We start from the raw sequence: 15,020 nt of genomic DNA, 5'->3' as shown, positions 1-15,020 counted from the left end.
TTGAACAGGCGGGCAGCGTTCGCCGCCAGGAAGTCCTGCGCCGCGGCAGCGGGCAATGCTTCGCCGATCGCGAGCACGCGACGCAGCGAATCAGACAACGCCGCACCGGAAGCCGCCGCCGAGAGCATCGACACCGTCGAGGGCACCGCGTGCAGCGTGGTCACCCGCTGGGCACGCAGTAGGTCCAGCAGGTAGCCGGGATCCTGCTGGCCGCCCGGCTTTGCGATGACCATCCGGCCACCGGAGACCAGCGGGGACCAGAACTCCCACACCGACAGGTCGAAGGTCGCCGCGGTCTTGAGCAGCACCGAATCCGACCCGTCGAGCCCGAAAGCGTTGTTCTTCCACACCAACTGGTTGACGATCGCGGAATGACTGACCGCGACGCCCTTGGGCTTGCCGGTCGAGCCGGAGGTGAAGATCACGTACGCCGGGTGCTCCGGACGCAGCGGACGGATCCGCTCGGCGGCCTGCACCGGTCCGGCGGGGAATCCGGTCAGGTCGGCGCTGTCCAGGAAAAGGACAGACCTGTCCCCTGCATCGCGGAAATCATCTCGCGCGGTGGACAATACGCAGACCGGTGCCGCGGTCTCCAGGATGTGACCGGTCCGTTCCGCCGGCTGGTCGGGATCGACCGGCACGTAGGCGCCACCGGCCTGGACCACCGCGTACATGCCGACCACCAGGTCGATCGACCGACGCATGGCGAGGACGACCAGGGATTCCGGTCCCACGCCGAGCTCGATCAGCGCGCGGGCGACGCGGTTGACGCGCGCGTCGAACTCGCGGTAGCTCAGTTCCGTGCCGTCGAACCACAGCGCCGGTGTATCCGGGGTCGCCAAGGCCTGGGCACGGTAGAGATCGGCCAGGGTCTGGTCCGCGACGTCCGCACGGGTCTCGTTCCAGCCCGTCAGCACCTGCGTGCGTTCGGCCTCGTCGAGGACCTCGATGTCGCCGACTGCGGTGTCCGGCTTCGCGACTCCGACCTCGAGCACCCGCACGAACCGGTCCGCAAAGCGCTCGACCGTCTGCTGGTCGAAAAGGTCCGTGGCGAAGTGGAACAGCGCCTCGACACCGTCGGGAGAACCGTCGGCGGCGAATCGTTCGACGAGGAACAGCTGCAGGTCGAACTGGGTGATGCCGTTGTCCACGTCCAGTGCCGACACTGTGAGACTGGGCAGTTCCAGACTCGTCTGTGCGAGGTTCTGAAACGAGAACCCGACCTGGAACAGCGGGTGCCGGGCCGTGGACCGGGTGGGGTTGAGGACCTCCACGAGGCGTTCGAACGGCACGTCGGCGTTGCCGAAGGCCGCGAGGTCCGCATCCTTCACCGTGGCCAACAGCTCGGCGAAGGACTTGCCGCCGTCCACCGCGGTTCGCAGGACGAGGGTGTTGACGAACATGCCGATCAACCCGTCCATCGCGGCCTCGCCGCGACCGGCCGTCGGTGTGCCGACAGAGATGTCGTCGGTTCCGGACAGCCGGGCCAGCAGCACCGCCAGCGCGGTGTGGGTGGCCATGAAGACCGTGGCCCCCTCGCCGCGAGCGAACTCGGCAAGGTCCTTGTGCAGCTGCCTGTCCAGCTCGAAGACCACCCGGCCGCCCCGGTTGGACCGCACGGCGGGCCGGGGCCGGTCACTCGGAAGGTCGAGCTGGTCGGGGCTGCCGGCGAGCGTGCGCTGCCAGAAGTCGAGCTGCTGCCCGGCCACCGACCGCGGATCCGATTCGTCCCCGAGTACCCGTCGCTGCCAGAGCGCGTAATCGGCGTACTGCACCGGAAGCTCCACCCAGGCAGGCGCAGTCCCGCCGAGCCGGGAGGTGTACGCGGTCATGATGTCACCGACGAACGGCGCGATCGACGAACCGTCTGCCGCGACGTGATGGATGACCGCGGCCAGGACGTACTCGGTCGCCGACAGCTGGAACAGGGCGATCCGAAGCGGGATCTCTGCCGTCACGTCGAACCGGGTGGTCGCGAGTTCGTACAGCCGCTGGGGCAGTTCCTCGGAGTCCACCCGGATCTGGGTCAGAGCCGGGACCGCGTCCGCGGGCGCCGCGATGACCTGAATCGGGCCGTCCTCGGTCTCCGGGTAGTGGGTACGCAGCGACTCGTGCCGCGCGGCCACGTCCGCGAGTGCGACCTCCAGCACCGCGATGTCGAGCGCGCCGGTCAGTCGAATCGCCATCGGGATGTTGTAGGCAACCGACTGCGGGTCGAATCGGTTGAGGAACCACATCCGCTGCTGCGCCAGCGACAGCGGAATCCGTTCCGGCCGGGGCTGGGCCACCAGTTCCGGACGCGCTCCACTGCCCGCGAGGCCTGCGACTGCGGACGCCAGAGCGGCGACGGTCGTCGCCTCGAACAGCAGTCGCACCGGCACCCGGGCCTCGAATGCGGCACCCAGTCGCGCCGTCACCTGCGTGGCGATCAGCGAGTTGCCACCGAGCTCGAAGAAGTCGTCGTCCAAACCGACCCGCTCGAGACCGAGCACCTCGGCGAACACGGTCGCGACAAGCTCCTCCTCACGCGTCGACGGAGCCCGATACGCGGTCGCCTCGAAAACCGGTGCGGGCAACGCCTTCCGGTCCAGCTTCCCGACCGGAGTCAACGGAATCCCGTCGAGCACCATCACCACCGCAGGCACCATGTGCCCGGGCAACGACTCCGCCAACGCCGCCTTCAACGCAGCCGGCTCCAGAACGACCCCGTCCGAACCGAGCACATACGACACCAACGACGTCGTCCCACCCACACCCTGGTGACCCACGGTGACCGCGAACTCCACACCCGACAGCGCCGACAGCGCCGCATCGATCTCACCGAGCTCGATCCGGAACCCACGCACCTTCACCTGGAAGTCACTACGACCCAGGTAGTCCAGATCACCATCGGCAGTCCACCGCACCAGATCACCGGTCCGGTACATCCGATCACCCACCACCCCGGTGGGATCCGCCACAAACCGGTCCGCCGTCAACCCCGGCCGACCCCGGTAACCACGAGCCAACGCCGGCCCCGCCAGGTACAACTCACCGACAACACCGACCGGAACCGCACGCAGGCGACCGTCCAGCACCATCGCCCGCACTCCGCGCACCGGGGGTCCCAGTGTGATCGGCTTTCCGGGGACCAGTGGGGCGGTGGTCGTGACGACGATGGTGGCCTCGGTCGGACCGTAGCCGTTGAGGAAGATGTGGTCGTCGGCCCAGCGTGCCATCAACTCCGGCGGGCAGGCCTCACCACCGACACCGACCACCCTCAGGTCCGGCAACTCCTCCGGCTCGACGCTGGCGAGCGCGGCCGGGGTCATCATCACGTGGGTCACCCGTTCGCGGCGCAGCAGGTCGACGAGGTCGGCGCCGCCGTACACGGTGGTCGGCGCGATGACCAGCGTCGCGCCGGCGCCCGCGGCGAGGAGCATCTCGTTGACGGAGATGTCGAAGCTGGGCGACCCGATGTGCAGCGTCCGGTCGTCGGCCGAGATCCAGTAGTCCGCCTGCTGGTAGACGCTGAAGTTCGCCAGACCGGTGTGGCTGACGACCACGCCCTTGGGCAACCCCGTCGAACCCGACGTGTAGATGATGTAGGCGGGGTTCGTCACCCGCAGCGGGCGGAGTCGGTCGGCGTCGGCGATCGGCGCTGGCGACATGCTCGCGCATCGGCTGTCCATCTCGGCGCCGTCGAGCACCAGCCACGGCACCGAAGCGGGCAGCCCCTCGACATGTGCACCGATCGTGACACCAAGCACCGCACCGCAATCCGTCACCATGTGGGTGACACGGTCGGTCGGATACTTCGGGTCGACCGGCACGAACGCGGCACCGGACTTGGCGACGGCCCAGACCGCGAGGACGGATTCGATCGAACGGGGTATCGCGATCGCGACCGCGGTCTCCGGCCCGGCACCGGCCTCGATCAGGACGCGAGCCAGCCGTGACGACCGCTCGTCGAGTTCCTGATAGGTGACGTCGACGCCCGACAAGGTCAGGGCGACGGCCGACGGCCGCAGCGCCACCGCGGTGGTCAGCACGTCCGCCAAGTTCCTCGGCTCGACATCGGCCCCACCGGTGCGAACCGGAAGGGTGGCGCGTTCCGTGTCGTCGAGGATGTCGATGTCGCCGACGACGACCTCCGGGACGGAGGCCACGGCCGCCAGCACCCGAACCAGTCGACCACCGAACCCGGCCACCGTGGCCTCGTCGAACAGGTCTGTGGCGTAGCCGAGTTCGACCGCCAGCCCGGCGGGGACGCCGGCCTCGTCGATCGACTCCGACACCGTCACCTGCAGGTCGACCTTGGCCACGTGCGCGTCGAACTCGACCTGGGTCACCGTCAGACCGGGCAGTTCGAGACCGGGGAGCCCCAGGTTCTGGAAGGAGAGCGCGACCTGCGCCAGCGGGGCCCGCGCCTGCGAGCGGGTCGGGGACAGGACGTCCACCAATCGCTCGAACGGTACGTCGGCATTCCCGAACGCGGCGAGATCGACCGACCTGGTCCTATCGAGCAACTCGGCGAATGGCGCACCGGAATCCACCTCGGTGCGCAGCACCAGGGTGTTGACGAACATGCCGACGAGATCGTCCAGCGCCGCCTCGCCGCGACCGGCGATCGGCGCTCCGACCGCGATGTCGCTGGTTCCCGAGAGCCGTGCCAACAACGCGGACAGCGCCGCGTGCACGACCATGAACATCGTCACGCCGCGGTCCCGGGCCAGACCGGCCAGTGCCGCGTGCAGGTCGGCGTCGACCGTGAGGTGGTGCGCTGCACCACGGCCCGAGGCAACCGCAGGCCGCGGCCGGTCACTCGGCAGGTCCAGCTGGTCCGGCAACCCGGACAGCGCGGACTTCCAGTAGTCGATCTGCTTCGCCGCCAACGACTCCGGGTCGTCCTCCGAGCCGAGAACCCCGCGCTGCCACAGCGCGTAGTCGGCGTACTGCACGGCCAGTGGGGCCCAACCCGGCTGCTGACCGGCGACTCGGGCCGAGTAGGCGACCATCAGGTCACGCATCAGCGGCCGCATCGAGAACCCGTCGCCTGCGATGTGGTGCACGACGAACACCAGCACGTGTTCGATGCCGGGTTCGAGGACGAACAGTCGGACGCGCAGCGGGACCTCGACGGTGACGTCGAAGCCGGTGCCGGCCTCGCGCAGGATCTCCGCGAAGAGGTCATCCTCCGCCAGTGGGGTCGGCGCAAGGTCCGGGACGGACTGCTCGGTGGGAACGACGACCTGGATCGGACCGTCGACGGTCTCGGGGTAACGGGTCCGCAGGATCTCGTGGCGATCCACCAGGTCCGCCACTGCGGCCTGCAGGGCCGCGGCGTCGATGGGGCCCGAGAGTCGAATCGCCGCCGGAATGTTGTTCACCGCGGATGCGGTGTCGAACTGGTTCAGGAACCACATCCGTGACTGGGCCGGGGAGAGCGGAACCCGTTCCGGCCGAGGCTGCGCGACCAGTGCGGGCATGGCTCCGCCACCGGCCAGCGCGTCGACAGCGCCGGCCAGTCCCGCCACGGTGGGCGCCTCGAACAGGACGCGCACCGGCACCTTGGTCTCCAGTGCCGCACCGATCCGCGCGGCGACCTGCGCCGCGATCAGTGAGTTGCCGCCGAGGTCGAAGAAGTCGTCGTCCAGACCCGCCCGGTCGAGTCCGAGCACCTCCGCGAACACCCCGGCCACGACGACCTCGCTCGTCGACACGGGGGCACGGAACTCGCGTACTTCCACGGCAGGCGCGGGCAGCGCTCGCCGATCGAGCTTGCCGTTCACGGTCAGCGGAATCTCTTCGAGTACAACGAAGTTCGACGGAACCATGTACTCGGGCAGCACGCCGGCCAATCCCTCGCGCACCGCCCGCACATCCAGACCGGTGGTCTCCTCGGGCACCAGGTACGCCACGATCCGGGCCGAATCGGCGGTATCCTCGCGCACGATCACCGCCACCTGTGCCACGCCCGGCTCCGCCAGCAGCGCGGCCTCGATCTCGCCGAGCTCGATTCGGAAGCCGCGCACCTTCACCTGGTCGTCGGCACGTCCCAGGTACTCGAGCTCCCCGTTGCGGTTCCACCGAGCGAGGTCACCGGATCGGTAGAGCCGGCCCGATCCGAACGGGTTGGCGACAAAACGAATTGCGGACAGATCCGGCCGGCCCAGGTAGCCGCGCGCCAACTGAACGCCGGCCACATACATCTCACCGGGAACTCCGATCGGCACCGGCCGCAGCCGGTGATCGAGCACGAAGACCTGCAGGCCGGCGATCGCCTGACCGACGACGCTGCCGGCGGCCTCCGCGACCGTCCTGGCGTCGAGCGCCCGGAACGACACGTGCACGGTGGTCTCGGTGATGCCGTACATGTTCACCAGCACCGGGGTCTCGCCGCGGCGCCGGTACCAGTCGGACAGCCGAGGCAGCTCGAGCGCCTCACCACCGAAGATCACGTAACGCAGCGCGAGCTCGGCCGGGTTCCGCCGATCGGCCTCCGCCAGCTGGTAGAACGCCGACGGAGTCTGGTTCAGCACCGTCACCCGCTCGCGGGCCAGGAGGTCGAGGAACTGCTCCGGCGAACGCGACGTGTAGTAGTCGACAACCACCAGCGTCCCGCCGTACAGCAGCGGACCCCACAGTTCCCACACCGAGAAGTCGAATGCATAGCTGTGGAACATCGTCCACACGTCGGAGGAATCGAATCCGAACCGGCCCTCGGTGTTGCGCATCAGACGGGTCACCGTCCGATGCGGCACCTGCACGCCCTTCGGGCGTCCCGTAGACCCCGACGTGTAGATCACGTAGGCCACGTTGGCCGGGCGCAGCGGCGCGATTCGGTCCGAATCCTGCACTGCGGCCGACGAATGCGACGACACGTCCACCACGTCGATCTCGACGACCGGCAGGTCAGTCGGCAGATCCATCTCACGGCCGACCGTGGTCACCACGCACACCGGTGCCGCGTCGGCGAGCATGAACGCGATCCGGTCCGCCGGATACGTCGGATCCACCGGCAGGTACCCACCACCGGCCTTGAGCACCGCGAGCAACGCCACCACCAGGTCCGCAGACCTCGGCAGCGCCACCGCCGCGAGCGTCTCCGGTCCCACACCCATCGTGATCAACTCGCGTGCCAGCTGGTTGGCCCGCGCATCGAGCTCCCGGTACGTCAGGGACGCACCGTCGAACCGAACAGCGACGGCATCGGGACGAACCACTGCCGCGGCATCGAATGCCTCGACCAGGGTCGCGTCGACACCCTCGTCGACTCCGGAGGAGTTCCACGACGACAGCAGGGATTCCCGCTCGACGGGCTCGAGCAGGTCGATGTCGCCGACGACGACGGCGATATCGGCCACCACCGCCTCGAGCACTCGCACCCACCGGTTCTCGAACGCCCGCATGGACGGCTCGTCGAACAGGTCGGTCGCATAGGTCAGTTCGGTGACGATCCCAGCGAACTCATCTGCACTGTCAAAGGACTCAGTCAGGTCGAGCTGAAGGTCGAACTTTGCGACCTGCTCGTCGTACTCCAGCGCACGGATGCTGAGTCCGGGGAGTTCCAACTCGGTCTGTCGCTGGTTCTGGAAGGCCAGCGACACCTGGAACAAGGGGTGACGTGCCTGCGAGCGCGCCGGGGACAGCACCTCCACCAACCGCTCGAACGGGACGTCGGCATTGCCGAGGGCAGCCAAGTCGGTCTCCTTGGCCCGGGCGAGCACCTCCGCAAAGCTCGCACCGGGGTCCACCTCGGTGCGCAGTACCAGGGTGTTGACGAACATGCCGACGAGATCGTCGAGCGCCGCGTCACCACGGCCTGCCACCGGGGTACCGACCGCGATGTCCGTGGTTCCGGAGAGCCTGGCAAGCAACACCGACAGGGCCGCGTGCACGACCATGAACAGGGTCACGCCCTGCTCGCGAGCGACCCGATGCAGTTCCCGCTGCAGCGACGGCGCCAGCGTGAAGCGGTTCGTGGCGCCCCGATACGAGGCAACCGCGGGCCGCTGCCGATCGGCCGGCAGGTCCAGCTGGTCCGGCAATCCCGACAGCACGGACTTCCAGTGGTCGAGCTGCGTCACCGACAAGGACTCCGGGTCGTCCTCGGAGCCGAGCAGCTCATGCTGCCACAGCGCGAAGTCGGCGTACTGCACCGGCAGCGGCACCCACGCGGGCTCGACGCCCTGCGTCCGCGCCGAGTAGGCGACCATCACATCGCGGGCCAGGGGCGCCATCGACCAGCCGTCACCACTGATGTGGTGCACCACCATCGCCAGCACGAACTCGCCGGCGGCGCCGTCCGCACCGGCCACCCGGAACAGGGCGACGCGCAGCGGAACCTGCACGGTGACGTCGAAGCCCTTGGAGAAGAAGCCGACCAGCGTCTGGGGCATTTCGGAGGCCGCGACGACGACCGGTGCGAGCTCGGGAGCGACGTCTTCGGCGTCCAGGATCATTTGCCGCGGGACCGAATCGACCTCTGGGAACAACGTCCGCAGCGACTCGTGCCTACCGATGACGTCGGCGATGGCGGAGCGCAGCGCAGCGACGTCCAACTCACCCGAGAGAGAAAGGGCCAACGGCAGGTTGTACGCGGTCGACTCGGGATCGAACTTGTTGAGGAACCACATCCGCTGCTGCGCGGCGGACAACGGAATCAGGTCCGGGCGGGGGCCCGCTGCCAACGCCTTGCGGCCGACTCCGGCCAGGTCCTCGACGCGGGCGGCGAGTGCCTCGACGGTCGCCGCCTCGAAGAGCAGTCGAACCGGGACGACGGTGTCCAGTGCGGCACCCAGTCGCGCCGTCACCTGCGTGGCGATCAGCGAGTTGCCACCGAGCTCGAAGAAGTCGTCGTCCAAACCGACCCGCTCGAGACCGAGCACCTCGGCGAACACGGTCGCGACAAGCTCCTCCTCACGCGTCGACGGAGCCCGATACGCGGTCGCCTCGAAAACCGGTGCGGGCAACGCCTTCCGGTCCAGCTTCCCGACCGGAGTCAACGGAATCCCGTCGAGCACCATCACCACCGCAGGCACCATGTGCCCGGGCAACGACTCCGCCAACGCCGCCTTCAACGCAGCCGGCTCCAGAACGACCCCGTCCGAACCGAGCACATACGACACCAACGACGTCGTCCCACCCACACCCTGGTGACCCACGGTGACCGCGAACTCCACACCCGACAGCGCCGACAGCGCCGCATCGATCTCACCGAGCTCGATCCGGAACCCACGCACCTTCACCTGGAAGTCACTACGACCCAGGTAGTCCAGATCACCATCGGCAGTCCACCGCACCAGATCACCGGTCCGGTACATCCGATCACCCACCACCCCGGTGGGATCCGCCACAAACCGGTCCGCCGTCAACCCCGGCCGACCCCGGTAACCACGAGCCAACGCCGGCCCCGCCAGGTACAACTCACCGACGACACCGACCGGAACCGCACGCAGGCGACCGTCCAGCACCAGTGCGCGGACGCCCGTCACCGGGCCGCCGATGGTGATCGGCTGACCGACCGCGAGCGGTCCGGTGGTGGTGGCGATGATCGTTGCTTCCGTGGGACCGTAACCGTTGACGAAGTCACAGACAGGACTCCACCTGGCGACCAGTTCCGGCGGGCATGCCTCGCCGGCGACCATCACCATGCGCAGGTCGGTCAGGTCCGACGGGTCGACCGCGGCCAGCGCGGCCGGGGTGACCGATGCATGTGTCACCCGCTCGCGCCGCATGAGCTCGGCGAGTTCGGCACCGCCGTAGATCGTCGGCGGAGCAATCACGACGGTGCCGCCCGAGCCGTAAGCCAGCAGCATCTCGTAGATGGACACGTCGAAGCTCGGTGATACGAAGTGCAGGATCCGTGAATCGCGCGTCGTACCGAAGGACGCGCGCTGATCGGCAACGACGGCGGCCAGCCCGTCGTGTGTGACCGCGACGCCCTTCGGCCTGCCGGTGGAGCCCGACGTGTAGATCAGGTAGGCGACGTTGGCGAACTGCAGCGGACGCACCCGGTCCGGGTCGCCCACCGGTGTCAGTGCCAGTGCGGCGAGTTCGTCCTCGACTGCGTCTGTTCCGAGCGCCAGCCACGCGATGCCAGAGGGCAACTGACCGAGGAAGGTGTCGACGGTGACGCCGACGACGGCAGACGAGTCCTCGATCATGTAGGCAATACGGTCGATCGGGTAGTTCGGGTCGACCGGCACGAACGCGGCACCGGTCTTGGCCACCGCCCACACCGCCAGCACGGATTCGAGCGACCGGGTCAGCGCGACGGCAACTGTGGTCTCGGGCCCTGCGCCGCGGGTGATCAACAGCCGGGCCAGCCTCGACGACGCCTCGTCGAGGTCATGGTAGGTCAGTTCACGCCCCTGATCGGACACGGCGACACCGGTCGGATTCACGGCTGCAGCACTCTGGAGGATGTCAGGCAAGAGCCGCTCGGGCTCCCCCTCACGGCCGGAGCGGCTCAACAGGTCGATTCGCTCCTCGCCGGAGAGGATCTCGATGTCACCGACCGGGCGACTGGGCTCGCGCAGCGCCGACCGGAGGATCCGGACGAACCGCTCCGCGAATCCGGACACCGTCGACTCGTCGAACAGATCTGTGGCGTAAATGAATTCGGCGTCCATTACGGAATCGGAACCGCCGCGCAGGGTCAACTGCAGGTCGAACTTGGACAGATCGACCTCGACCTCGCTGGCGGACACCGACAGCCCCGGGAGCTCGAGGGTGGTCGCGCCCATGTTCTCGAACGACAGCGCCACCTGGAACAGCGGGTGCCGGGAGGTCGAGCGCGCCGGGTTGAGCACCTGGACGAGTTGCTCGAAAGGCACGTCGGCATTGGAGAATGCGGCCAGGTCGACGTCGCGGACGCGGGCAAGCAGATCGACGAAGGACGAACCGGCATCTACCTCGGTGCGCAGCACCAGGGTGTTGACGAACATGCCGATGACGTCGTCGAGTGCCTGCTCGCCTCGACCGGCGACCGGGGTACCGACCGCGATGTCGGTGGTACCGCTGAGGCGTGCCAACAGCACGCTCAGCGCCGCGTGCACAACCATGAAGGCGGTGACGCCCTGGGCCCGGGCCAGCGCGCCCAGCGCCCGGACCGTGTCCTCCTCGATGGTGAAGCGGACCCGGCCGCCGTCGAAGGACTGGACAACCGGGCGGGGTCGGTCCATGGACAGGTCCAGCTGGTCGGGCAGCCCCGCCAGCACCTCACGCCAGTGGCTGATCTGCTTGGCGGACAACGAGTTCGGATCGTCCTCGGATCCGAGCACCTCGCGCTGCCAGACGCTGTAGTCCGCGTACTGCACTCGCAGCGGCGCCCAGTCCGGTGCCACACCCGTGGCCCGGGCGGTGTAAGCCGTCATCACGTCACGAGCCAGAACCGCCCACGACATGCCGTCCGCGGCAATATGGTGAACGACCAACGCAACGGCGAGTTCGTCCGCCCCGACCGCGAACAGTCGCACCCGGAAGGGGATCTCCTCCGCCACGTCGAATCCGAGGGACGCGAAGTCCGTGAGCCGAGTCGCCAGTTCGTCCTCGGTCACCTCCTGCGCGACCACGTCCAGGTCCACTTCTGCGAGGGGCAGGATCACCTGGAACACGCCGGCCGCCGACTCGGGGAACACCGTGCGCAGCGCCTCATGCCGGCCGAGCACGTCGAGCAGGGCCGCGCGCAGGGCAGGCACATCGGTGCGTCCGGCGAGCCGGACGACGAGCGGCAGGTTGTAGGTGGCAGCTGCGGTGTCGTACTGATTGAGGAACCACATCCGCTGCTGCGCAAGCGACAGCGGAAGCTGCTCCTGCCGAGTCCTGGCCACCAGTTGCGGGCGCTGCTCCCCCTTGGCGCTGGCCTTCTCCGCCCGGTCCGTGATCGCCGCGACGGTCGGGGCCTCGAACAGCGTCCGCACGCCGAGCCGGATGCCGAATGCCGCGCCAATCCGGGCGACCACGTGGTTGGCGTTGAGCGAGTTACCGCCCAGCTCGAAGAAGTTGTCGTCCAGGCCCACCTGATCCGCGTCAAGCACGTCCGCGAACACCGAGGCGACGATCTCCTCCGCGGGAGTCCGCGGGGCACGATAGACCCGCTCACCGAGCGTGAACACGGGCGCGGGCAGCGCCTTGCGATCCAACTTGCCACTGGCGTTGAGCGGGAACGCCTCCAGCACCGTCAACGCCGACGGCACCATGTATGCCGGCAGCACACGCTCGACTGCGGATCGCAGCTCGTCGACGTCCAGCACGGCGCCCGCCGACGGCACCACGTAGCCGACCAACTGCTCGCCGGCCGCCGAATCCGCGCGCACCACGACCACACACTGCGCCACCTCGGGCAGCGCACAAAGCACCGCCTCGATCTCGCCGAGCTCGATCCGCAGACCGCGCAACTTCACCTGGAAGTCGGTGCGGCCGATGTAGTCCAGCTCGCCGGAGTCGTTCCAGGACACCAGGTCACCAGTCCGGTACATCCGTTCACCGGACGCCCCGAACGGGTTCGCCACGAACCGATCCGACGTCAGGTCACTGCGACCGACGTACCCGCGAGCCAACTGCCCACCCGCCAGATACAACTCACCCGGCACCCCCACCGGCACCGGCCGCAACCGCGAATCCAACACGAACACCTGCGTGTTCCACACCGGCGCACCGATCGGCACCGACACCTCATCCGCCGCAGTGACCTCATGGAAGGTCACGTCCACCGCGGCCTCCGTCGGCCCATACAGATTGTGCAAACGCGACGACGGCAACACCTCACGCAACAACGCCGCCGTCTGCGCGGGCAACGCCTCACCCGAAGCGAACACCCGCCGCAACGACACCGCCTCCACCACCGACGGCTCCGCCACGAACACCGCCAACATCGACGGCACAAAATGCGCCGTCGACACCGACTCCTCCACGATCACCCGAGCCAGATACGCCGGATCCCGATGACCATCCGGCACCGCGATCACCATCCGGGCACCAACCTGCAACGGCCAGAACAACTCCCACACCGACACATCGAAGGTCACCGGAGTCTTCTGCAACACCACATCATCAGCCGACAGCCCGTACTCGCCCTGCATCCACAACAGACGATTCACGATCGCCGCATGGCTCACGGCCACACCCTTCGGCCGACCCGTCGAACCCGACGTGAAAATCACATACGCCGTATTGGACGGCACCAACGGCGCCAACCGATCCACATCCGACACCGGCGCATCCGAGAACGACGCCAGGTCGACCGCGTCGATCTCGACGACCTCAGCCCCCGGGGCCGTGAACTCGTCACGCGACGTCGAGAGAACGCACGCGGGCTCGGCGGTGTCGAGGATGTTCCCGATTCGATCCGCTGGCTGATCCGGGTCCACCGGCACGTACGCACCACCGGCCTTGACCACCGCGTACACACCGACCAACAGATCGATCGATCGACGCATCGCCAACGCCACCAACGATTCCGGACCGACACCGATGGAGATCAGATGTCGCGCAAGGCGATTGACCCGAGAATCGAAATCCGAGTAGGTCACCGACTCGCCGTCGAACGACAATGCGACCGCACCGGGCGACCGCACCACCTGAGCGTCGAACATCGACACCAACGTGCCGTCCTCGACCACCCGATCGGTGGCGTTCCAACCCGACAGTGCGAGGGTCCGCTCGGCCTCGGTGGTGACGGTCAGGTCCCACACCCGCTGGGCCGGGTCCGCGGCGAGGAACTGATCGAAGAAGGCGAGGAACCGGTCGTGGTGCCCCTTCGCCTGCTCCTCGGTGTACAGGTTCGGGTTGGTCTCGAAATCGACGTGCGTCCGGGTGCCTGCGACGCTCTGGTAGAAGTTGACGGCCAGGTCCTCCACCGTGCCGGTGGACAGAATGCTGAGCTCACCGACGACGGGACCGAGGGCGAGCTCGTTGTGGAACAACATGATGTTGACCAACGGGCCGAGCAATTCGCGCTGCATCGTGCTGTTGGACGAATCGCGCCGGATGTCCTCGTGACGGTACCGCTGGTGGCGCAGCGCCCCGGCGACCGCGACCTGAACGGACTTGAGCAGCTCTTCGACGGTCGTGCCCGTGCCAACGTGCAGCCGCAGCGGGACCACGTTGGAGAGCATGCCGCCGGACTTGCGCATCGAGGCCGTCGTCCGAGCCGTCACCGGCAGGCTGAGGATCACGTCGCCGGCATCGGTCATCTGGGCCAGGTACGCGGCGAACGCCGCGATGAGCATCCCCGACGGCGAGGAGTCGTGCCGGGCCACCGATTCGGCCATCAGCGCCTCGGTGCCGGCGGACAGCGCCGCGCTCGCGATGCCGTTGAGCGCGGCGGGCGGCGCGGTCCGCTCGGTCAGGCTGGTGCCCTCCTCCATGCCCTTGACGCGGTCGGCCCAGTAGGCGGCGTCGGACTGGAACCGGGTGCTCTCGCGGTACGCGACCTCCGATTCGTAGAGGCTGCGCAGCGTGCTCGCCTTGGACGGGGTGGGCTCGTGCCCCTCGATCAGCGTCGAGTAGAGCTCGGCGACGCGGGTCATGTAGGCCATCGCACCGAAGCCGTCGAGCGCGATGTGATGCACGCGGGAGTACCAGAAGTACCGCTCGTCCTCGATCTGCAGCACGACCGCGGCGATGAGGCGGTCCTCGAGCAGGTCGATCGGTGCGCTGAATTCGGCCTGCATCCAGTCCTGCGCGGCACGTTCCGGGTTCTCGTAGCCGCGGAAGTCCTGGTAACCGACATGGTCGTCGATCGTCAGGTCGATCACCTGTTGCGGGGTGCCGTCCACCTCGATCAGGCGGAGGAACCCGGTGCCGAACTCGGCGGATCCGATCTGGCTGGCGTCGTCGAGAATCTGCAGATCGAGCGGGCCACGCAGGTCCACGAACTGCGCGATGTTGATGGGGACCTCAGGGTCGACATGCTGCGCGTACCACATTCCGAGCTGCGCGGGCGACAGCGGAAAGACATCGGACTGGCACTCGATCGAGCTGCGGCCGTCGTTGTCTTCGTTGAGCATGATCGGCTTCAACTGATACCTCAT

At 68.0% G+C, this 15,020-nt stretch carries 1 protein-coding gene (cut by a window edge); it reads right to left on the bottom strand.

Annotation, left to right across the window (positions count from 1 at the left end; translation table 11 throughout):
* Positions 1–15,020, bottom strand: partial view of a non-ribosomal peptide synthetase gene (locus tag JOE46_RS24265; RefSeq protein WP_209928708.1) — the 5' end (the start) only. 17,668 nt of this gene lie to the left of the window's left edge; the window shows 15,020 of its 32,688 coding nt (coding positions 1–15,020); its start codon is at positions 15,018–15,020; the stop codon falls past the left edge of the window.

The organism is Rhodococcus sp. PvR099, assembly GCF_017833315.1.
In the GTDB taxonomy this organism is placed as follows: Bacteria; Actinomycetota; Actinomycetes; order Mycobacteriales; family Mycobacteriaceae; genus Rhodococcus_G; species Rhodococcus_G oryzae.
Note: the sequence above shows the minus strand (reverse complement) of the source record. Positions and strands in the feature narration are given on the sequence as shown.